This window comes from Pseudomonas ogarae, from assembly GCF_014268695.2.
GTDB lineage: Bacteria > Pseudomonadota > Gammaproteobacteria > Pseudomonadales > Pseudomonadaceae > Aquipseudomonas > Aquipseudomonas kilonensis.
The window spans coordinates 693,140-714,863 of the sequence record NZ_CP077086.1 but is presented as its reverse complement, the minus strand read 5'-3'; the positions used below and the strand labels follow the sequence as shown (position 1 = coordinate 714,863).

Sequence of the window (21,724 nt, the reverse complement as noted above, 5' to 3'; positions counted from 1 at the left end):
TGACTTGTACCAACCGTCTGCTAGGCTCCCGGCCTCAAGCACAATCCCTGTGGGAGCGAGCTTGCTCGCGATAGCGGTGGGTCAGTTGCAGTGATACTGGCTGTGCCGCAGCCATCGCGAGCAAGCTCGCTCCCACATTGAATCGTGCTCAGCCTTGCGAACTTGTCCGCCTATCGAGATCCCCCGCGTGCCCGACGCCATCCTGCGCCTCGCCTTGCCTTCGCCCCTGCGCCGCCTGTTCGACTACCGCGCCCCGGCCGGGGTCCTGCGCGCCCAGTTGCAGCCGGGCATGCGTCTGCGGGTGCCGTTTGGCCGACGGGAGATGATCGGCATCCTGGTGGAGGTCACCGACCACAGCGAGGTTCCGGTCGACAAGCTCAAACCGGCCCTGGCCCTGCTCGATGCCACGCCACCGCTGCCCGCCTCGCTGTTCAAGTTGTGCCTTTGGACCTCCCAGTATTACCAGCACAGCCTCGGCGACACCCTGAGCTGGGCGCTGCCGGTGCTGCTGCGCCAGGGCGAACCGGCCGAGGCGCGCCAGGAGCGTTTCTGGTCGGTGGCCCCTGGCGCCTCGCTGGACGACCCGCGCATCGCCCGTGCCCCGCGCCAGCGTGAGGCCTTGACGACCCTGGCCCAGCATCCCCACGGCGTGGCGCATCAATTGCTGAGCAAACTGATGCTCAGCAAGGACAGTCTCGATCTGCTGCTGGCCAAGGACCTGGTGCAGGTGGAAGTGCGCAGGCACGCCCCCGGTGTCCGCCATGAACATTGGCTGGCCCAGCCGGAACTGCCGCTCAACGCCGAACAGCGGGCTGCTTGCGAAGCGATTCGCGCAGGTCTCGACAGCTATCACGCCTTTCTGCTGGCCGGTGTCACTGGCAGCGGCAAGACCGAGGTCTACCTGCAACTGATCCGCCAGACCCTGGAGGCCGGCAAGCAGGCCCTGGTGCTGATTCCGGAAATCAACCTCGGCCCGCAAACCCTGGCGCGCTTCGAACAGCGCTTCAACGCCCGGATCGCCCTGGTGCATTCGGCGGTCAACGACCGCGAACGCCTGGAGGCCTGGCTCGCCGCCCGTGACGGCGAGGCCGATATCATCATCGGCACCCGTTCGGCCCTGTTCACACCGATGAAGAACCCTGGCCTGATCATCATCGACGAAGAACACGACGGCTCTTATAAACAGCAGGAAGGCCTGCGCTACCACGCCCGCGACCTGGCGCTGGTGCGCGCCCGCCAGGAAAACATTCCGATCGTCCTCGGCTCCGCCACGCCATCGCTGGAAAGCCTGCACAACGCCTACACTGGCCGCTACGGCCTGCTGCGCCTCAATGAGCGGGCCGGCGGCGCCAAGCAACCGCGCTTCCTGCGCCTGGACGTGAAAAGTCGCCCGCTGGACAGCGGCATTTCCGGGCCAATGCAGCAAGCCATCGGCCAGACCCTGGCCGCCGGGCAACAGGTCCTGGTGTTCCTCAATCGCCGCGGTTTTGCCCCGACCCTGCTGTGCCACGACTGCGGCTGGATGTCCGGCTGCGAGCGCTGCGACGCACGGATGACCGTGCACCAACGCCATGGCGAGCTGCGTTGCCACCATTGCGGTCACGTCGAGCGCGTGCCAAGGCATTGCCCGCAGTGCGGCAAAGTGGACTTGCGCCCGGTCGGTGCCGGCACTGAGCGTGCCGAAGAACGGCTGGGCATCCTGTTCCCCGATTACCCGGTACTGCGGGTGGATCGCGACAGCACCTCGCGCAAGGACGCGATGAACCAGTTGTTCGCCACGATCCAGAAGGGCCAGCCGTGCATCCTGGTGGGCACGCAGATGCTCGCCAAGGGGCACCACTTCCCACGGGTCACGCTGGTGTCGATCCTCGACGCCGATGGCGGACTGTTTTCCGGTGATTTCCGCGCCAGCGAGCGCATGGCGCAGTTGATCGTCCAGGTCGCAGGCCGGGCCGGGCGGGCCGAGGAGCCGGGCAAGGTGATCATCCAGACCCACCTGGCCGATCATCCGCTGTTGATCCAACTGACCGAACAAGGTTATTTCGCCTTCGCCGAACAGGCCTTGAGCGAACGCCGCAGCGCCGGCCTGCCGCCTTTTGCCCACCTGGCGCTGTTGCGGGCCGAAGCCCACAAGCCGGGGCAGGCCGAAGGTTTTCTCGATGAGGCCTGCAGCGAGGCAGAGCGCTTGCTGGCGGAGCAGAATCTCACCGGCATCGAACTCCTGGGCCCGGTGCCAGCACCGATGGAACGGCGGGCCGGGCGCTATCGCGCGCAGCTTTTATTACAGGCTAATGCCCGGGCACCGCTGCATCGACTGCTGAGCGCCTGGCTGCTGGTGCTGGAACAGATGCCCAGCGGGCGGGCGGTGCGCTGGTCGCTGGATGTGGATCCAGTGGATTTGTATTAGCAACCCCTTGCTCGCGATAGCGGTCTGGCATTCAACATCAATGCAAGCTGACCCGCCGCCATCGCGAGCAAGCTCGCTCCCACAGGGGATTGTGTACATCCAGGTCACCAAGAATAGTCACCACACATCCCCAACCGACCCGCTACAGTTGGCAAGCCCGTCTTCGCCACGGATAATGCCCAGTTTTTCCACCAGCGCATCGAAGCGCCGCCGCGCCTGCGGTTGAAAGAGAAGACCATGAAAGACACCATTCGCCAGCTCATCCAGCAAGCCATCGCCCAACTCGTCACTGAAGGTGTGCTGCCAGAAGGCCTGTCGCCGGCGATTCAGGTCGAAAACACCCGCGACAAGACCCACGGCGATTTCGCCAGCAACATCGCGATGATGCTCGCCAAGCCAGCTGGCATGAAGCCACGGGACCTGGCGGAGAAAATCATCAATGCGCTGCCGGCCGACGAGAACGTCAGCAAGGCGGACATCGCCGGGCCCGGGTTCATCAATTTCTTCCAGAACACCCAGGCCCTGGCTGCGCGCCTGGATGCGGCCCTGGCCGACGAACGCATTGGCGTGCGCAAGGCCGGCCCGTTGCAGCGCACCGTGGTCGACCTCTCGGCCCCCAACCTGGCCAAGGAAATGCACGTCGGGCACCTGCGCTCGACCATCATCGGCGACGGCGTGGCCCGGGTCCTGGAGTTTCTCGGCGACACGGTGATCCGCCAGAACCACGTTGGCGACTGGGGCACCCAGTTCGGCATGCTGATGGCCTACCTGCAGGAAAACCCGATCACCAGTGACGAGCTGTCGGACCTGGAGAACTTCTACCGCGCCGCCAAGCAACGCTTCGACGAGTCGCCCGAGTTCGCCGACCGCGCCCGGGGCCTGGTGGTCAAGCTGCAGGCCGGCGATGCCGAGTGCCTGGCGCTGTGGAGCAAGTTCAAGGACATCTCCCTGTCCCACTGCCAGAAAATCTACGAGCTGCTGAACGTCAAATTGACCATGGCCGACGTGATGGGCGAAAGCGCCTATAACGACGACCTGATCAACGTGGTCAACGACCTCAAGGCCAAGGGCATGCTGGTGGAAAGCAACGGCGCCCAGTGCGTGTTCCTCGACCAGTTCAAGACCGCCGATGGCGAGCCGCTGCCGGTGATCATCGTCAAGGCCGACGGTGGCTACCTCTACGCCACCACCGACCTGGCGGCCGTGCGCTACCGCAACGGCGTGCTCAAGGCCGATCGCGTGCTGTACTTCGTCGACCAGCGCCAGGCCCTGCACTTCCAGCAAGTGTTCGAAGTCGCACGCCTGGCCGGTTTCGTGACCCATCCGATGGAAATGGAACACATGGGCTTCGGCACCATGAACGGCGCCGACGGCCGCCCGTTCAAGACCCGCGATGGCGGCACGGTGAAGCTGATCGACCTGCTGACCGAAGCCCAGGACCGCGCCTACACCCTGGTCAAGGGCAAGAACCCCGAGCTGGCCGAAGACGAACTGCGCAAGATCGCCAAGGTCGTGGGCATCGACGCGGTGAAATACGCCGACCTGTCCAAGCACCGCACCAGCGACTACAGCTTCAACTTCGACCTGATGCTCAATTTCGAAGGCAACACCGCGCCGTATCTGCTGTACGCCTACACCCGCGTGGCGGGGGTGTTCCGCAAGCTCGGCAAAAGCTTCAATGAAGTGGACGGCCAGATTGTGCTCGAGGCCCCTCATGAACAGGAGCTGGCGGCGAAGCTGGCGCAGTTCGGCGAGGTACTGAATAACGTCGCCGACAAGGGCACACCGCACACCCTGTGCGCCTACCTGTACGATGTCGCCGGCCTGTTCTCCAGCTTCTACGAGAACTGCCCGATCCTCAACGCGCAAACCCCAGAGCAAATGCAGAGCCGCCTACGCCTCGCCGCGCTGACCGGGCGTACGCTCAAGCAAGGCCTGGAACTGCTGGGCCTGGAAACCCTGGAGCGCATGTAAGTTGGCCGCCAAGAAAAAACCTGCACCCAAGCGCGGCGCCAGTCGTTACCAGCCTCCAGCCAAAAAACCGATTCCGGGCTGGTTGTGGATGGCCATCGGCCTGACCGTCGGCGCGTTCATTGTGTTCCTGATGAAGCTGGAGCCGGGCCAGGGCGATGACGTCAAGCGCGTCCGACAAGAACAGCAGAAAGCCACGCGGATCGCCGAGGCGAACAAGACCCCGCCGAGCCCGACGCAACCGGTGAAGCCGAAGTACGACTTCTACACCTTGCTGCCGGAATCGGAAGTCATCGTGCCGCCCGAGGCCGTGCCGGAGAAAACCCTGCCGACGCCGCAAGTGCCTCAGGTGCCCACCACGCCGGTGACCCCGGCCGAAGCGGCGAAAATCGACACCGCTCGCGCCCAGGCGGCCTTGGCCGGCATCACGCCGCCACCGGCCCCACCGGTGCAGAAAGCCGCGCCGGTGACGAAGTTCTTCCTCCAGGCCGGTTCGTTCCGCAAGGAAGCCGACGCCGACAAGGTCCGGGCGCAGATCATTCTGCTGGGCCAGTCCGTGTCGGTGGAGTCCGGCACCGTGAAGGACGAAACCTGGTACCGGGTACTGGTCGGGCCATTCAGCAACCGCGAGGAACTGACCAAGGCCCAGAAGCAACTGGCTGGCAGCGGTTTCAGCAACCTGTTGTTACAACAACGCCAGAGCCGCTGATCTCCGCATCCCTGCGGTACTGAGTGGTGGCGACGGTCTTTGGTGGCGAGGGAGCTTGCTCCCGCTGGGCTGCGTAGCAGCCCCAAAAGCTTGGGACCGCTGCGCGCTCCAGCGGGAGCAAGCTCCCTCGCCACAGAAAAGCTCTCTGTCAAAACAGCCAGACACCACTCGTCCCCTCCCCCACCCCGCAGTTGAAAAAACCCGCGCCACCCCCATATGAGTTCCATCCGGGCATTTTCGCCCCGCTGCGTGGAGACTCTCCCTTGACCACCATCGTTTCAGTCCGCCGTCATGGCAAAGTCGTCATGGGCGGCGACGGCCAGGTTTCACTGGGCAACACCGTGATGAAAGGCAACGCGAAGAAAGTCCGCCGCCTGTATCACGGCGAAGTCATCGCCGGTTTCGCCGGGGCCACTGCCGACGCCTTCACCTTGTTCGAACGTTTCGAAGGCCAGCTTGAGAAACACCAGGGCCACCTGGTCCGTGCCGCCGTGGAACTGGCCAAGGAATGGCGTACCGACCGCTCCCTGAGCCGCCTCGAAGCCATGCTCGCGGTCGCCAACAAGGACGCCTCGCTGATCATCACTGGCAACGGCGACGTCGTTGAGCCCGAAGACGGCCTGATCGCCATGGGTTCCGGCGGAGCCTACGCCCAGGCTGCGGCCAGCGCCCTGCTGAAAAAAACCGACCTGTCGGCCCGTGAGATCGTCGAGACTGCCTTGGGCATTGCCGGCGACATCTGTGTCTTCACCAACCACACCCAGACCATTGAGGAGCAGGACCTCGCGGAATAAGCCTGTCCAGGCGACCCACGCCACGGCCCATTCTTGCTTGAGGACCACCCATTATTATGTCCATGACTCCCCGCGAAATCGTCCACGAACTCAACCGCCATATCATCGGCCAGGACGATGCCAAGCGCGCCGTCGCCATCGCCCTGCGTAACCGCTGGCGCCGGATGCAACTGCCCGAAGAACTGCGCGTCGAAGTGACCCCCAAGAACATCCTGATGATCGGCCCGACCGGTGTCGGTAAAACCGAAATCGCCCGTCGCCTGGCCAAACTCGCCAACGCGCCGTTCATCAAGGTCGAAGCCACCAAGTTCACCGAAGTCGGCTATGTCGGTCGCGACGTCGAGTCGATCATCCGTGATCTGGCCGATGCCGCCATCAAGCTGCTGCGCGAACAGGAAATCACCAAGGTCCGCCACCGCGCCGAGGACGCCGCCGAAGAGCGCATCCTCGACGCCCTGCTGCCACCGGCGCGCATGGGCTTCAACGCCGACGCCGCCGCGACCCAGGACTCCAACACCCGCCAGCTGTTCCGCAAGCGCCTGCGCGAAGGCCAGCTGGACGACAAGGAAATCGAGATCGAAGTGGCCGAAATGGCCGGCGTCGATATTTCCGCGCCGCCCGGCATGGAAGAGATGACCAACCAGTTGCAGAGCCTGTTCGCCAACATGGGCAAGGGCAAGAAGAAAAACCGCAAGCTCAAGGTCAAGGAAGCCCTGAAACTGGTGCGCGATGAGGAAGCCGGCCGCCTGGTCAACGAAGAAGAGTTGAAGGCCAAGGCGCTGGAGGCGGTCGAGCAGCATGGCATTGTGTTCATCGACGAAATCGACAAGGTCGCCAAGCGCGGCAATGTCGGCGGTGCCGATGTGTCCCGCGAAGGTGTACAACGCGACCTGCTGCCGCTGATCGAGGGCTGCACGGTCAACACCAAGCTGGGCATGGTCAAGACCGACCACATCCTGTTCATCGCTTCCGGCGCGTTCCACCTGAGCAAGCCGAGCGACCTGGTGCCGGAGCTGCAGGGTCGCCTGCCGATCCGTGTCGAACTCAAGGCGCTGACGCCGGAAGACTTCGAACGCATCCTCAGCGAGCCCCACGCGTCCCTGACCGAACAGTATTGCGCGCTGCTCAAGACCGAAGGCCTGAACATCGAGTTCACGCCAGAAGGCATCAAGCGCCTGGCCCAGATCGCCTGGCAGGTCAACGAGAAGACCGAGAACATCGGTGCCCGTCGCCTGCACACGCTGCTCGAACGCCTGCTCGAGGAAGTCTCGTTCAGCGCTGGTGATCTGGCGAGCGCCCACAACGAAGCGCCGATCCTCATCGACGCCGAGTACGTCAACAGCCACCTGGGTGAGCTGGCGCAGAACGAAGACCTGTCGCGGTATATCCTGTAAGCCACACCCAGTGTGAGCGAGCTTCTGTGGCGAGGGAGCTTGCTCCCGCTGGGCCGCGAAGCGGCCCCAAAAACCCGAGGCCGCCGCTTATCAGGCGGATGGTCGCTAGTCTTTTTGGGAGGGCTTCGCCCTCCAGCGGGAGCAAGCTCCCTCGCCACATATTGTTCACGCAAGGCTTCAAGAGACTGACGATCCCATGACCAAACTCCCCACCGCCATCAACCTGCACAAAGCCTCCAGGACCCTGACGCTCAAATACGCGCCGGACGAGGAGTATCACCTGCCCGCCGAGTTCCTGCGGGTACACTCGCCTTCCGCCGAGGTCCAGGGCCACGGCAAACCTATCCTGCAATACGGCAAGCTCAACGTTGCCCTGACCAAGGTCGAACCGGCCGGCCAGTACGCACTGAAACTGACCTTCGACGACGGCCACGACAGCGGACTGTTCACGTGGGACTATCTCTATCAGTTGGCGGTGCGTCAGGAAGACTTGTGGAACGATTATCTTGGCGAACTAAAGGCTGCCGGGAAAACCCGCGATCCGAACGAGTCCGTCGTCAAGCTGATGCTCTAACTCAAGGGCTGGCGCTTTAGGGCGAATTTTCTAGACTCATCTGCTTGAATGCCCGCGCGGCAACGTCAATGACTGGCCTGCTTGCGAAAAAAATTAAACTCGGGTAACCAATGGAGCTGGCAAGTTACCTGCAAAGGAACCGACGAGTTCCTGGCATACGTTTCCTCATTGGGCCTCGATGCGGAATTAATGGTCACCCGAGCAGCGTATCTGGTATCGGCTGTGTGGCTTCATGGCACGATCCGGGTACTCGTCTGAAGGACAATGGAGCGTCGTAGATGAGCAACAAGAACAACGATGACCTGAAGTATCAAGCCTCGGAAAATACCCTGGGGTTGAATCCCGTCGTCGGCTTGCGCAGAAAAGATCTGCTGGCCTCTGCCCGCATGGTGCTGACCCAGGCCATCAAGCAACCGCTGCACAGCGTCAAGCACGTCGCCCATTTCGGCGTCGAACTCAAGAATGTCCTGTTCGGCAAATCCGAACTGCAACCGGCCGGCGACGACCGTCGCTTCGCCGACCCGGCGTGGAGCCAGAACCCGCTCTACAAGCGCTACCTGCAAACCTACCTGGCGTGGCGCAAGGAGCTGCACGCCTGGATCGACGACAGCAACCTCTCGCCTGCGGACATCAGCCGCGGGCATTTCGTGATCAACCTGATGACCGAAGCCATGGCCCCGACCAACTCGGCGGCCAACCCGGCGGCGGTCAAGCGCTTCTTCGAAACCGGCGGCAAGAGCCTGCTGGACGGCCTGTCCCACCTGGCCAAGGATCTGGTGCACAACGGCGGGATGCCGAGCCAGGTCAACATGGGTGCGTTCGAGGTCGGCAAGAGCCTGGGCGTGACCGAAGGCGCCGTGGTGTTTCGCAACGACGTGCTGGAGCTGATCCACTACCGGCCCATCACCGAGCAGGTCCACGAGCGACCGCTGCTGGTGGTGCCGCCACAGATCAACAAGTTCTACGTATTCGACCTGAGCCCGGACAAGAGCCTGGCGCGCTTCTGCCTGCGCAGCAACGTGCAGACCTTCGTCATCAGTTGGCGCAACCCCACCAAGGAGCAGCGCGAGTGGGGCCTGTCGACTTACATCGAAGCGCTCAAGGAGGCGGTGGACGTGGTCACGGCCATCACCGGCAGCAAGGACATAAACATGCTCGGGGCCTGCTCGGGCGGCATCACCTGCACCGCGCTGCTGGGCCATTACGCCGCCCTCGGCGAGAAAAAGGTCAATGCCCTGACCTTGCTGGTGAGTGTGCTCGACACCACCCTGGACACCGACGTGGCACTGTTCGTCGACGAACAGACCCTGGAGGCGGCCAAGCGTCACTCCTACCAGGCCGGTGTACTCGAAGGCCGCGACATGGCCAAGGTGTTCGCCTGGATGCGCCCCAACGACCTGATCTGGAACTACTGGGTCAACAACTACCTGTTGGGCAACGAGCCGCCCGTGTTCGACATCCTGTTCTGGAACAACGACACCACACGGCTGCCGGCGGCGTTCCACGGCGACCTCATCGAAATGTTCAAGAACAATCCACTGATCCGTCCCAATGCACTGGAAGTGTGCGGCACGCCCATCGACCTCAAGCAGGTCACCGCCGACATCTACTCCCTGGCCGGCACCAACGACCACATCACGCCGTGGAAGTCCTGCTACAAGTCGGCGCAGTTGTTTGGCGGCAAGGTGGAGTTCGTGCTGTCGAGCAGCGGCCATATCCAGAGCATCCTCAACCCGCCAGGCAACCCCAAGTCGCGCTACATGACCAGCGAGGACATGCCGGCCAAGGCCGAGGACTGGCAGGAAAACTCCACCAAGCACACCGATTCCTGGTGGCTGCACTGGCAGGCCTGGCAGGCCGAGCGCTCGGGCAAACTGAAGAAAGCCCCGACCGTGCTGGGCAACAAGGCCTACCCGGCCGGTGAAGCGGCGCCCGGCACTTATGTGCATGAGCGGTAATGGATGCAACTCGTCTGCTGCGGGAGTGGGCTTGCTCACGAATACATCTCGCCAGCCGACACTGAATGCAAGGCCCACAGCGCTGGCGAACATAAAACTCATGTTCACAGCAGATCCCATGTGGGAGCGAGCTTGCTCGCGATGACGGCGGCACATTCAACACCTGTATGTGCTGACACATCGCAATCGCGAGCAAGCTCGCTCCCACAGGGGATAGGGGAAAAATGAAAGACAGCGACCCAACCCACAGGGCTTGAAGCATGCCGCAACCGTACATCTTCCGTACCGTCGATCTGGATGGCCAGACCTTGCGCACCGCGGTACGTCCCGGCAAGCCTCACTTGACGCCCCTGCTGATTTTCAACGGCATTGGCGCCAACCTCGAGCTGGTGTTCCCGTTCATCCAGGCCCTGGACCCGGACCTGGAAGTCATCGCTTTTGACGTGCCCGGCGTTGGCGGTTCATCGACGCCCAACCGGCCGTATCGCTTTCCTGGCCTGGCCAAACTCACCGCGCGGATGCTCGATTACCTGGACTACGGGCAGGTCAACGTGATCGGCGTGTCATGGGGGGGCGCCCTGGCCCAGCAGTTCGCCTACGACTACCCCGAGCGCTGCAAGAAGCTGGTCCTGGCGGCCACGGCGGCCGGGGCGGTGATGGTGCCGGGCAAACCGAAGGTGCTGTGGATGATGGCCAGCCCCCGGCGCTACGTTCAACCGTCCCACGTGATGCGTATCGCACCGCTGATCTACGGCGGTTCGTTCCGCCGCGACCCGAGCCTGGCGGCCAGCCATGCGGCCAAGGTTCGTTCGGCGGGCAAGCTCGGTTATTACTGGCAACTGTTCGCCGGCCTGGGCTGGACCAGCATCCACTGGCTGCACAAGATCCACCAGCCGACCCTGGTGCTGGCCGGCGACGACGATCCGCTGATCCCGCTGATCAACATGCGCATGCTGGCCTGGCGCATTCCCAACGCCCAATTGCACATCATCGATGACGGCCACCTGTTCCTGATCACCCGGGCCGAGGCGGTGGCGCCGATCATCATGAAATTCCTCGAGGAAGAACGTCAGCGTGCCGTGATGCATCCGCATCCCTCGCCGCTGGGCGGCGGCTGAAACCGCCCATTAGCGCCTGGCAGGACGCCGGACCGCGCAGCGACCCGAAACAGCGACTATGTTGTCTGGTTCGGTGTGTTTGTTTTTAGCCTGATGACGAAGGAGTTGACTCATGCGCGACAAACCGGCGAAGGGTTCCATACCCGCCCCTGCCAACTTCATCAACGCACAAAGTGCGGTCACCGGCCTGCGTGGCAGGGACTTGCTGTCGACCTTGCGCAGCGTCGCCGCACACGGCTTGCGCAACCCGGTGCACAGTGCCCGGCACGCGTTGAAACTGGGCGGCCAACTGGGCCGCGTGCTGCTGGGCGAGACCCTGCACCCCACCAACCCCAACGACCCGCGTTTTGCCGACCCCACCTGGCAGCTCAATCCGTTCTACCGCCGCAGCCTGCAGGCTTACCTGAGCTGGCAGAAGCAGGTCACGAGCTGGATCGACGACAGCACCATGAGCCAGGATGACCGCGCCCGAGCCCACTTCGCCTTCGCCCTGCTCAACGACGCCGTATCACCGTCCAATACCTTACTCAACCCGCTGGCGGTCAAGGAACTGTTCAACTCCGGCGGCAGCAGCCTGGTCCGAGGCCTCAGCCATCTGGTGGACGACCTGCTGCACAACGACGGGTTGCCGCGACAAACCACGCCCCATGCCTTTGAAGTCGGCAAGACCCTGGCGACCACCCCAGGCGCGGTGGTGTTTCGCAACGAATTGCTCGAGCTGATCCAGTACCGATCCATGAGCGAAAAGCAATACGCCAAGCCGTTGCTGATCGTGCCGCCGCAGATCAACAAGTTCTACATTTTCGACCTGAGCCCTTCCAACAGCTTCGTCCAGTACGCCCTGAAAAACGGTTTGCAGGTCTTCATCATCAGCTGGCGCAACCCTGACGTACGCCACCGCGAATGGGGCCTGTCCAGCTACGTCGAGGCCGTGGAAGAGGCCATGAACGTCTGCCGGGCGATCACTGGTGCCCGCGAGGTCAACCTGATGGGCGCCTGCGCCGGGGGCCTGACCATCGCGGCCCTGCAAGGCCACCTGCAAGCCAAGCGCCAGTTGCGCCGGGTTGCCAGTGCCACCTACCTGGTGAGCCTGCTGGACAGCCAGATCGACAGCCAGGCCACGCTGTTCATCGACGAGCAGACTCTCGAAGCCGCCAAGCGTCGTTCCTACCAGAAAGGCATCCTCGATGGCCGCGACCTGGCCCGGGTGTTTGCCTGGATGCGCCCCAACGATCTGATCTGGACCTACTTCATCAACAACTACCTGCTGGGCAAGGAGCCACCGGCCTTCGACATCCTCTACTGGAACAACGACTGCACCCGGCTGCCGGCGGCTTACCACGGCGACCTACTGGACTTCTTCAAGCACAACCCACTGACCCATCCCGGCGGCCTGGAAGTGTGCGGCACGCCCATCGACCTGCAGAAAGTGACGGTGGACAGCTTCAGCGTGGGCGGCATCAACGACCACATCACGCCCTGGGACGCGGTGTATCGCTCGACGTTGCTGCTCGGTGGCGAAAAACGCTTCGTGCTTTCCAACAGCGGCCATGTCCAGAGCATCCTCAACCCGCCGGGCAACCCCAAGGCCAACTTCATCGAAAGCGCGAAACTGAGCAGCGACCCACGGGCCTGGTACTACGACGCCAAGCACGTCGAAGGCAGTTGGTGGACCCAATGGCTGGGCTGGATCCAGGAACGTTCCGGCGCCCAACACGAAACCCAGATGACCTTGGGCAACGCGAACTACCCGCCCCTGGACGCCGCTCCCGGGACCTATGTTCGCGTGCGCTGAAGGCCTCACCCCACGGCCAGGCGATTGGCCGTGGCATGACTTGATCATTAAGAAGACCGGATGAAAACCCGCGACCGCATCCTTGAATGTGCCCTGCAATTGTTCAACGAAAAGGGCGAACCGAACGTCTCCACCATGGAAGTTGCCAACGAAATGGGCATCAGCCCGGGCAACCTCTATTACCACTTTCATGGCAAGGAGCCGCTGATCCTCGGGCTATTCGAGCGATTCCAGGGCGAACTGGCACCGCTGCTGGACCCTCCGGCGGACGTGCAGTTGGCGCCGGAGGATTACTGGCTGTTCCTGCACTTGATCGTCGAGCGCCTGGCGCAGTACCGGTTCCTGTTCCAGGACCTGTCGAACCTGGCCGGGCGCCTGCCGAAGCTGGCCAAGGGCATCCGCCAGTTGCTCAATGCCCTGAAGCGCACCCTCGCCTCACTGCTGGCGCAACTCAAGGCCCAGGGATTGCTGGTCAGCGATACCCAGGCCCTGGGGCAGTTGGTGGAGCAGATCACCATGACCTTGCTGTTCTCCCTGGACTACCAGCGGATCCTGGACCGCGAAGGCGAGGTTCGGTTGGTGGTCTACCAGATCATGATGCTGGTGGCCCCGCACCTGCCGCCCGCGACCAAAGTGGCGACTGAGCAACTGGCGTTGCGCTACCTGGAAGAACACGAGTAACCACCGGCAGTGGCAGATCCATTGTGGGAGCAAAGCTTGCTCGCGATCCAGGCGCTGCGGTCCTCAAGAGACCGCGGCGTTTTCATCGCGGGCAAGCCTTGCTCCCACAAAGCTCGCTCCCACAGGTTGACCTGCGTACAAACAAAAACGCCCGACCTTTACAGGCCGGGCGCTTTTTTGTTTGCCCTGGGTATCAGGACTGGGTGGTAGGCGTCGATGGAGCCGGCGCTGGAGTTGGCGTGGCGACCGGGGTTGGAGCGGCGGCGGAGTTCGCCGGGCTCGTCGGGGTTGTCGGTTTGGCGGCCGCGGTCGGCGCCTTCGGTGCAGCGGCTTTCGGCGCGGCCGGTTTTTTCACGGCCGGTTTTTTCGCCGCAGCAGGTTTGGCCGCCGCTTTTGCCGCAGGCTTGGCGGCGGGTTTCGCTGCCGGTTTGGCCGCTGCCGTTTTAGCCGCGGGTTTGGCCGCAGGCTTGGCTGCCGCTTTGGTCGCAGGTTTGGCCGCTACCGGTTTGGCCGCCGCCTTGGCAGCAGGTTTGGCCGCAGCAGTTTTAGCCGCGGGCTTGGCCGCTGCTTTCGCCGCAGGTTTGGCGGCGGGTTTTGCCGCAGCCTTGACCAGTGGCTTGGCCGCCGTTTTAGCGGCCGGCTTGGCCGCTGCAGTCTTGGCCGCCACGGGTGCGACTTTGGCGCCGGTGAGTTTTTCGATCTGCTTGGTCAAGGTGTCGACCTTGCTGTGCAGCGCCTTGACTTCATTACGGCTCGGCACACCCAGGCGCGAGATCGCACTGTTCAGGCGCTTGTCGAAAGCCCCTTCCAGTTCGTCCCATTTGCCCAGTGCACGATCCTTCACGCCGCCGATTCGCGACTTGGCGGACTCGGCAGAGTCCTTGGCTGCATCGACTTGCTTGCCGACTGCCGTCTTGGTGAGTTTTTCGGCCTTTTCGCCGTCCTTAACCAGAGACTCGAAGAGCTTGCTGCCGTCAGTGTCGATCTTCGAGTACACGCCTAAACCAGCAAGCCAGATTTTGCGGGAATACTTTTCAATCTTCCCGGCCCACGAGCTGCCCTCTTTTTCTGTGATTTTTTTGCCAGCCATCCCGTTCTCCTTAATGTTTACGCGCGACACGTTCGAGCAATGCTGTCAGCTCATCGAGCTTAGCAGAGAGTGTCTCAACGTCATGTTTAGACGGAATGCCGATACGATTCAAGGCACTTGCAACACGGGCATCGAATACCTTCTCGACTTTATCGAGTTGTACTTCAACCCGGGCCTTGAAAGTATTGACCTCGCTCTTGGCTTCAATCAACTCGCTGTTGGCCGCTTCAAGTTTTCCGGCAATTTTCTTTTTGCCTTTGGTTTCAATAACTTCGCCAGCCTTTACCAACTCCTGGAAGTACTCGCTGCCTTCCTGGCCGACCTTCGTGTAGGCGCCCAGGCCCGCCAGCCAGATCTTGCGCGCGTACGTTTTCACGTCGCTGAGCGTGGAAGATTCAACGTCGGTTTTTTTCTTCAAAATAACTTTGGCCATGGTGCACCTCACTCGAAAAAAGGTTTGAGGAACTGCCCGCACATGGACGGGCTCAGGCACAAAGTAGTGACAATAATTAGAAAGGGCACCCTAACAACTGACACAAACCTGAGGGCGATGACTTCCCATTGTGGGAGCGAGCCTGCTCGCGATTGCGGTGGACCAGCAACATTGATGTTGAATGACACGCCGCTATCGCGAGCAGGCTCGCTCCCACAGGTGGATTGGTGGTGGACTTGAGTCATCCATTCCAATCACCCTTCCGGTCAATCAAGCCAACGCCTTATCCAGCGCTTTTTCGATTTCGCCTTTGATCGTGCCACTCATGGCTGACATCAACATGCCCAGCTCCACGTCGACGCGGATCGAGTCGTCGCCCACATGCACTTCGCCCTTGACCCCGGAACGCTTGAGTTTCAGGGTGTCGCCCACCCACTGCGGCTCCAGGCCATAGCTGTCGGACAACTTCTGCGCCAACTTGTCGGCTTTCTCGCGCGCCGCTTCCTTGCCCAGGCCATGGGCTCGCTCAACAGTTATACGGGCCATCGGGTGACTCCTGTTTTATCGGGACTTGCCTGAACGTTTCAGACCCTGGCTGCGTCAAAACGTCCCGGCGGTAGCCCATCTTACCTTCAGCCTTGCCAAGACAAAGCCCTCTACCGGGATTAGAATGTCCCGCATTCTTTTTTGGTGACCGCGATATGACTGATCAGCGCAAAGGCAGCGATGCCGAACCCACCACTCACTTCGGCTTCAAGAACGTGCCGGAAAGCCAGAAAGCGGAAAAAGTCGCTGAGGTTTTCCACTCCGTAGCCGCCAAGTATGACTTGATGAACGACCTGCTCTCGGGCGGCATGCACCGCCTGTGGAAGCGTTTCGCAATCGAGCTGTCGGGCGTGCGCAGCGGCAATCGCGTGCTGGACATCGCCGGTGGCACGGGTGACCTGACGAAGAAGTTTTCCCACATTGTCGGGCCGACCGGCCAGGTGGTCCTGGCCGACATCAATGAATCCATGCTCAAGGTCGGTCGCGACCGCCTGCTGGACCTGGGTGTGGCCGGCAATGTCGAGTTCGTCCAGGCCGACGCTGAAAAGCTGCCGTTCCCCGACAACCATTTCGACTGCGTGACCATCGCCTTCGGCCTGCGCAACGTCACCCACAAGGAAGATGCCCTGCGCTCGATGCTGCGCGTGCTCAAGCCCGGTGGCCGCCTGCTGGTGCTGGAGTTCTCCAAGCCGACCAATGCGCTGATGTCCAAGGCCTATGACGCCTACTCATTCGCCTTCATGCCGCTGATGGGCAAGCTGATCACCAACGACTCGGAAAGCTATCGCTACCTGGCCGAATCGATCCGCATGCACCCGAACCAGGAAACCCTGAAGTCGATGATGGTCGAGGCCGGTTTCGACCGCGTGACCTACCACAACATGACCGCAGGCATCGTTGCCCTGCATCGCGGCATCAAGCCCTGATGCTGCTCACCGGCCTGCTCGCCAGCGTCGAACTGGGCCTCAACCGGGTGCTGCGCCTGGACAGCACGGCGCTCGCGCGCCTGGCGCACTTGAGCGGTAGCGTGATCGCCGTCGACTGCCGCAACCCGACGTTGCGGTTGTTCATCCTGCCCAGCGACGAAGGCCTGCTGCTCGCCGCGCACTGGGAGGCCGCAGCGGATTGCACGCTGCGCGCCCCGGCGTCGAGCCTGCTGAACCTGGCCCTGGGCAAGGACAAGACCGCGGTGCTGCACAGCCCCGACGTGGAGCTCGACGGCGACAGCGGCGTACTGCTGGAGCTGGCGGCAATTCTCCAGGACCTGGAGCTGGACTGGGAATACGAAGTGTCCCGCTGGATCGGTCCGGTGGCGACCCAATTGCTCAGCGGCCATTTGCGCAGCCGCAGCCGCTGGTATCGCCAGGGCTTCGCCAGCCTGGGACAGAATCTGAGTGAATACCTGGCCGAAGAATCGCGTACCCTCGTAGGCCAACGCGAAGCACAAGCCCGTTTTAATGAACTGGACCAGGTCAAGCTTGACCTGGAACGTCTCGAGGCGCGTTTCGAGCGCCTTTCCCGATCCCTTGAAACCAAGCGATAACGCATGAAGCTGCTTGCCGTCCGCCGTTTGTTGCGCATCCAGCGCGTCGTGATCCGCTACCGCCTCGATGACCTGCTGTTCGCCCTGCCGCTGCCCTGGTTTCTCCTGGCCCTGCGCTTCGTGCTGCCGTGGCGCTGGTTTCCCCGGCGAACGCTGGACCTGAGTCGCGGCGCGCGCTTGCGCCTGGCCTTGCAGGACCTGGGGCCAATCTTCATCAAGTTCGGGCAGATCCTTTCGACCCGGCGCGACCTGTTGCCCGAAGACATCGCCGATGAACTGATGCGTCTGCAAGACCGCGTGCCGCCGTTCGATTCCAAGGTGTCGGTGGCGCTGATCGAGGAACAACTGGGCAAGAAGATCAGCGAAGTCTTCAGCCGTTTCGACGTCGAGCCCCTGGCCTCGGCCTCCGTGGCCCAGGTTCACGCCGCCCAGCTCAAGAGCGGCGAAGAAGTGGTGGTCAAGGTCATTCGCCCAGGCCTCAAGCCGATCATTGCCCAAGACCTGGCGTGGCTGTTCATTCTCGCTCGCGCCGCCGAACGGTTGTCGGCCGATGCCCGCCTGCTGCACCCGGTGGACGTGGTCCAGGACTACGAAAAAACCATCTACGACGAACTCGACCTGCTGCGCGAGGCGGCCAACGCCAGCCAACTGCGTCGCAACTTCGAAGGCTCGCCGCTGCTGTATGTGCCGCAAGTCTATTGGGACTGGTGCCGGCCGAAAGTACTGGTGATGGAGCGTATCTACGGCATCCAGGTGACTGACCTTGCGACCCTGGCCGACCAGCGCACCGACATGAAGATGCTCGCCGAACGCGGCGTGGAAATCTTTTTCACCCAGGTGTTTCGCGACAGTTTTTTCCACGCCGACATGCACCCAGGCAACATCTTCGTCAGCACGGTGCAGCCGTGGAGCCCGCAATACATTGCCATCGACTGCGGCATCGTCGGCAGCCTGACCCCCGAAGACCAGGACTATCTGGCGCGCAACCTGTTCGCCTTCTTCAAGCGTGACTACCGTCGCGTCGCCCAGTTGCACATCGATTCGGGCTGGGTGCCGGCCGAGACCAAGCTCAACGAATTCGAAGCGGCGATCCGTACCGTGTGCGAACCGATCTTCGAAAAACCGTTAAAAGATATTTCCTTTGGCCAGGTGTTGATGCGCCTGTTCCAGACCGCGCGACGCTTCAACATGGAAGTCCAGCCACAGTTGGTGCTGTTGCAGAAAACCCTGTTGAACATCGAAGGTCTCGGCCGCCAGTTGTACCCGGACCTGGACCTGTGGAACACCGCCCAACCGTTCCTCGAACGCTGGATGCGCGAGCGCGTCAGCCCCAAAACCTTGCTGGGCAACGTGCAAAGCCAGTTCGAGCAGCTCCCGCACCTGGCCAACATGACCCGCGACCTGCTCGAACGCATGTCCCAACCCCACGCCCACGACCCCGCGCCGCCGTGGCACCGACGCAAGGACGACTGGCTGTTGCGCCTGCTGGGCGCCGCTCACCTGGGTGGCGGCGCGGTGCTGGCGACCGGCGGGCCGCTGAGCCAGCTGGGGCACTGGCCCGCCGGTATCATGATGGTGGTCGGTCTGTATCTGGTCGTTCGCCGATAGCCAGCACCGGTTCGCGCTGGCACACTGTTTCAACGCTGGGCCCGCCGACTCCAGGTGCGCGGCCCATGGTCGGAGTCAAAGATGAAAAACTGGCAGGACGAGATCAAATGGGACGCTGAAGGCCTGGTGCCAGCCATCGCCCAGGACCACAAGACCGGGCGCGTATTGATGATGGCCTGGATGAACCGCGAAGCGCTGGCCTTGACCGCCGCCGAGAACCGCGCCATCTATTGGTCACGTTCCCGTGGCAAACTGTGGCGCAAAGGTGAAGAGTCCGGGCATATGCAGCACCTGCATGAGATGCGCCTGGACTGCGACGGCGACGTCATCATCCTGATGGTCGAGCAAGTCGGTGAGATTGCCTGCCACACCGGCCGTCAAAGCTGCTTCTATCGCGTCTTCGAGAACGGCGACTGGAAAACCGTCGACCCGGTGCTCAAGGACCCGCATGCCATCTATTCAGGACATACCCATGAGTGACACCCTGACCCGCCTGGCCCAGGTGCTGGAAGAGCGCAAGGGCGCCGCGGCTGACAGTTCCTATGTCGCCAGCCTGTACCACAAGGGCTTGAACAAGATCCTGGAGAAAGTCGGCGAAGAGTCGGTCGAGACCATCATCGCCGCCAAGGACGCCGCCATCAGTGGCGATTGCAGCGACGTGATCTACGAGACCGCCGACCTGTGGTTCCACAGCCTGGTCATGCTGGCCCAACTGGGGCAGCATCCGCAGGCCGTACTGGATGAACTGGACCGTCGCTTCGGTCTGTCCGGGCATGTCGAGAAAGCCTCGCGCCCGTCCGCCTGATCAACTTTTGAGAGGAATAGCCACATGGGTATTTTTGACTGGAAACACTGGGTCGTCATCCTGGTCGTCGTGGTGCTGGTGTTCGGTACCAAGAAACTGAAAAACCTCGGCACCGATGTCGGCGAGTCGATCAAGGGTTTTCGCAAGGCCATGAACGATGATGAGAAACCAGCCGATCCGACGACAACCCAGGCTCAGCCCGCACAACCGACCCAACCGGTACACCCGCAGGCCACTCAACCTGTGAATGCGCCGAATACCATCGACGTGCAGGCCCAGAAAGTCGAAGAGCCAATCCGCAAAGACTCGTGAGCACTGACTAATGTTTGGGATCAGCTTCACTGAACTGCTGCTCGTCGGCCTCGTCGCCCTGCTGGTACTGGGTCCCGAGCGTCTGCCGGGTGCTGCGCGCACCGCCGGTCTCTGGATCGGCCGTCTGAAGCGCAGCTTCAATGCGATCAAACAGGAAGTTGAACGTGAAATCGGTGCCGACGACATCCGCCGGCAACTTCACAACGAACATATTCTGTCCCTGGAGCAGGAAGCGCGGAAAATCTTCACGCCGACCCAACAGGAGCCGACGCCGGTCCAGCCCGTGGCCGAACAGGCGATTGCGCCCCAGGCACCCGCGGATGGCGTGGGGTCGGCGGCTGAACCGACGCCAGTGACACCGACGGTAGCGGACGCAGCGCCCGCTGCTGTCCCTGCGCCTAACGACCCTACTTTGCCGCCGCGAGCCCCATGAGCGATATCCCTGAAAACGACCAGCCGATGCCGCTGGTATCGCACCTCACCGAGTTGCGCACCCGCCTGCTGCGTTGCGTCGCGGCGGTTTTCATCATTTTCGCCGGACTGTTTTCCTTCACCCAGCAGATCTACACCTTCGTCTCCACGCCGCTGCGCCAGTACCTGCCGGTAGGGGCGACAATGATTGCCACCGACGTGTCGTCGCCGTTCCTGACGCCACTGAAACTGACGATGATGGTCTCGCTGTTCCTGGCGATCCCGGTGATCCTGCACCAGATCTGGGGCTTCATTGCACCGGGCCTGTACAAGCATGAAAAACGCATCGCCGTGCCGCTGCTGGTGTCCAGCATCCTGCTGTTCTACACCGGCATGGCCTTCGCCTATTACCTGGTGTTCCCGCTGATCTTCAAGTTCTTCGCCGCCGCCACCCCGGCGGGCGTGGAAATGATGACCGACATCAGCAGCTACCTGGATTTCGTCATGACGCTGTTCTTCGCCTTCGGCGTGGCGTTCGAAATCCCGGTGGCGGTGGTGCTGCTGGTGTGGATCGGCGTGGTTGACGTTGCCTACCTGAAGAAGATCCGCCCCTACGTGATCATCGGCTGCTTCGTGGTCGGCATGATCCTGACCCCGCCGGACATCTTTTCCCAGACCCTGCTGGCGGTGCCGATGTGGCTGCTGTTCGAGATCGGCATCCTGTTCGGTGGCCTGGTGCGCAAGCGCCGGGAAGAAGAGCCCGAGGAACAACCGGTCGATGACCACAACGACCAGCCGCCAGCGACCCAAGCGTGAACCTGCTGCTGCTCGAAGAGGTCGACTTCATCGGGCCTGACCGCGTGATCCTGAGCGATCGCCGGTTGACCCACATGCAGGAAGTCCATCGCAGCGCCGTCGGTGACAGCCTGCGGGTCGGGCGCATCGGTGGGTTGATGGGTACGGCCCAAGTGCTGCGCCTGGAAGCCCGCGAAGCTGAACTGCAAGTGACCCTCGACCAGCCAGCACCGGCCAAGTTGCCGCTGACCCTGGTACTGGCCCTGCCGCGTCCGAAAATGCTCCGACGGGTGTTCCAGACCGTCGCCACCATGGGCGTGCCGCGTGTGGTGCTGGTCAACAGCTATCGCGTGGAAAAGAGCTTTTGGCAGACACCGTTCCTCGAGCCCGAGGCCATCCGTGAGCAACTGATCCTGGGCCTGGAACAAGCCCGGGACAGCGTGCTGCCAGAAATCATCATCGAAAAACGCTTCAAGCCCTTCGTCGAGGACCGCCTGCCGGCCATCGTGAACGGCACCCTCGGACTGGTCGGCCACCCTGGCAACCACCCGCCCTGCCCGCGAGCGCTAACAGAACCGGTGACCTTGGCCATCGGGCCCGAAGGCGGTTGGATTCCCTACGAGATCGACCTGCTGGGCAAGGCCGGCCTGCAACCGGTACAACTGGGTGAGCGGATCCTGCGGGTCGAGACCGCGGTTACAGCGCTGCTTGCGCGTCTGTTCTGATCCTCTGCGGCCTGATGCTCCCCTCGCCACAAGTCAGCGAGCTCAATATCTTCCG

Annotated in this window: 21 protein-coding genes and 1 pseudogene; 19 read left to right on the top strand and 3 right to left on the bottom strand. The window is 62.4% G+C overall.

All coding sequences use genetic code 11. The features are described from left to right. The first annotated feature begins 187 nt into the window (after nt 1-187). The 10 genes from HU749_RS03075 to HU749_RS03030 all read left to right on the top strand — a co-directional run bounded on the left by HU749_RS03075 (nt 188) and on the right by HU749_RS03030 (nt 13,401). Entirely contained in the window at nt 188-2,407 is a 2,220-nt protein-coding gene (locus HU749_RS03075; RefSeq protein ID WP_095962300.1) for a primosomal protein N', read from the top strand. A 237-nt stretch (nt 2,408-2,644) separates the two neighbouring features. After that, entirely contained in the window at nt 2,645-4,381 is a 1,737-nt protein-coding gene (argS, locus tag HU749_RS03070) for an arginine--tRNA ligase (protein WP_046065069.1), read from the top strand. A 1-nt stretch (nt 4,382) separates the two neighbouring features. Continuing rightward, nucleotides 4,383-5,087 (top strand): SPOR domain-containing protein, encoded by a 705-nt coding sequence (locus tag HU749_RS03065; protein WP_014336156.1) that lies wholly within the window; start codon nt 4,383-4,385, stop codon nt 5,085-5,087. 263 nt (nt 5,088-5,350) lie between these two features. Continuing rightward, the gene (gene hslV, locus HU749_RS03060; protein WP_003196958.1) at nt 5,351-5,881 is read left to right on the top strand and encodes an ATP-dependent protease subunit HslV; all 531 of its coding nucleotides are present in this window, start codon (nt 5,351-5,353) and stop codon (nt 5,879-5,881) included. A gap of 56 nt (nt 5,882-5,937) precedes the next feature. Next, on the top strand, nt 5,938-7,275 hold the full coding sequence (gene hslU / locus HU749_RS03055; protein WP_003196955.1) for an ATP-dependent protease ATPase subunit HslU: 1,338 nt from the start codon (nt 5,938-5,940) through the stop codon (nt 7,273-7,275). A 196-nt stretch (nt 7,276-7,471) separates the two neighbouring features. Beyond that, nucleotides 7,472-7,849, top strand: a complete 378-nt coding sequence (locus HU749_RS03050) for a gamma-butyrobetaine hydroxylase family protein (protein WP_018606686.1) — start codon at nt 7,472-7,474, stop codon at nt 7,847-7,849. Nucleotides 7,850-8,127: 278 nt separating this feature from the next. Then, nucleotides 8,128-9,807, top strand: a complete 1,680-nt coding sequence (gene phaC, locus HU749_RS03045) for a class II poly(R)-hydroxyalkanoic acid synthase (RefSeq protein ID WP_024619669.1) — start codon at nt 8,128-8,130, stop codon at nt 9,805-9,807. 260 nt (nt 9,808-10,067) lie between these two features. After that, entirely contained in the window at nt 10,068-10,925 is an 858-nt protein-coding gene (phaZ, locus tag HU749_RS03040) for a poly(3-hydroxyalkanoate) depolymerase (RefSeq protein WP_003186648.1), read from the top strand. Between the two features lie 112 nt (nt 10,926-11,037). Continuing rightward, nucleotides 11,038-12,720 (top strand): class II poly(R)-hydroxyalkanoic acid synthase, encoded by a 1,683-nt coding sequence (phaC, locus tag HU749_RS03035; RefSeq protein WP_095963518.1) that lies wholly within the window; start codon nt 11,038-11,040, stop codon nt 12,718-12,720. A gap of 60 nt (nt 12,721-12,780) precedes the next feature. Continuing rightward, a complete protein-coding gene (locus HU749_RS03030) occupies nt 12,781-13,401 on the top strand; it encodes a TetR/AcrR family transcriptional regulator (RefSeq protein WP_014336152.1) in 621 nt (206 codons plus the stop codon). 193 nt (nt 13,402-13,594) lie between these two features. Here HU749_RS03030 and HU749_RS03025 read toward each other — a convergent pair whose 3' ends face one another. From HU749_RS03025 to HU749_RS03015, 3 genes are all read right to left on the bottom strand, one after another. Next, nucleotides 13,595-14,491, bottom strand: coding sequence for a phasin family protein (locus HU749_RS03025; protein ID WP_186651184.1), 897 nt, complete (start codon nt 14,489-14,491; stop codon nt 13,595-13,597). 10 nt (nt 14,492-14,501) lie between these two features. After that, nucleotides 14,502-14,924, bottom strand: coding sequence for a phasin family protein (locus tag HU749_RS03020; RefSeq protein ID WP_046064121.1), 423 nt, complete (start codon nt 14,922-14,924; stop codon nt 14,502-14,504). A gap of 270 nt (nt 14,925-15,194) precedes the next feature. Then, entirely contained in the window at nt 15,195-15,470 is a 276-nt protein-coding gene (locus tag HU749_RS03015; RefSeq protein WP_046064120.1) for a polyhydroxyalkanoic acid system family protein, read from the bottom strand. Nucleotides 15,471-15,625: 155 nt separating this feature from the next. Between HU749_RS03015 and ubiE the strand changes: the two genes are divergently transcribed. The 9 genes and pseudogenes from ubiE (at nt 15,626) to HU749_RS02970 (ending at nt 21,669) form a co-directional block, all read left to right on the top strand. Beyond that, complete coding sequence (gene ubiE / locus HU749_RS03010) at nt 15,626-16,396, top strand: bifunctional demethylmenaquinone methyltransferase/2-methoxy-6-polyprenyl-1,4-benzoquinol methylase UbiE (protein ID WP_003196937.1); 771 nt, start codon at nt 15,626-15,628, stop codon at nt 16,394-16,396. Then, a pseudogene (locus HU749_RS03005) lies at nt 16,396-17,020 on the top strand (ubiquinone biosynthesis accessory factor UbiJ). Before ubiE ends, HU749_RS03005 begins: the two are co-directional and overlap by 1 nt. Then, the gene (gene ubiB, locus HU749_RS03000; protein ID WP_046064119.1) at nt 17,017-18,621 is read left to right on the top strand and encodes a ubiquinone biosynthesis regulatory protein kinase UbiB; all 1,605 of its coding nucleotides are present in this window, start codon (nt 17,017-17,019) and stop codon (nt 18,619-18,621) included. Before HU749_RS03005 ends, ubiB begins: the two are co-directional and overlap by 4 nt. Before the next feature lie 81 nt (nt 18,622-18,702). After that, nucleotides 18,703-19,101, top strand: a complete 399-nt coding sequence (gene hisI / locus HU749_RS02995) for a phosphoribosyl-AMP cyclohydrolase (RefSeq protein WP_186651182.1) — start codon at nt 18,703-18,705, stop codon at nt 19,099-19,101. Beyond that, the gene (locus HU749_RS02990; protein ID WP_003186671.1) at nt 19,094-19,426 is read left to right on the top strand and encodes a phosphoribosyl-ATP diphosphatase; all 333 of its coding nucleotides are present in this window, start codon (nt 19,094-19,096) and stop codon (nt 19,424-19,426) included. The genes hisI and HU749_RS02990 overlap by 8 nt, the downstream gene beginning before the upstream one ends. 24 nt (nt 19,427-19,450) lie before the next feature. Beyond that, nucleotides 19,451-19,738 (top strand): twin-arginine translocase TatA/TatE family subunit, encoded by a 288-nt coding sequence (locus HU749_RS02985; RefSeq protein WP_046064117.1) that lies wholly within the window; start codon nt 19,451-19,453, stop codon nt 19,736-19,738. A 10-nt stretch (nt 19,739-19,748) separates the two neighbouring features. Continuing rightward, the gene (tatB, locus tag HU749_RS02980) at nt 19,749-20,171 is read left to right on the top strand and encodes a Sec-independent protein translocase protein TatB (RefSeq protein ID WP_046064116.1); all 423 of its coding nucleotides are present in this window, start codon (nt 19,749-19,751) and stop codon (nt 20,169-20,171) included. After that, nucleotides 20,168-20,965: a twin-arginine translocase subunit TatC gene (gene tatC / locus HU749_RS02975; RefSeq protein WP_014336144.1), complete on the top strand. Its 798-nt coding sequence runs from the start codon at nt 20,168-20,170 to the stop codon at nt 20,963-20,965. The genes tatB and tatC overlap by 4 nt, the downstream gene beginning before the upstream one ends. Further along, entirely contained in the window at nt 20,962-21,669 is a 708-nt protein-coding gene (locus HU749_RS02970) for a 16S rRNA (uracil(1498)-N(3))-methyltransferase (protein WP_046064115.1), read from the top strand. The genes tatC and HU749_RS02970 overlap by 4 nt, the downstream gene beginning before the upstream one ends. The last annotated feature ends 55 nt before the right edge of the window (nt 21,670-21,724 follow it).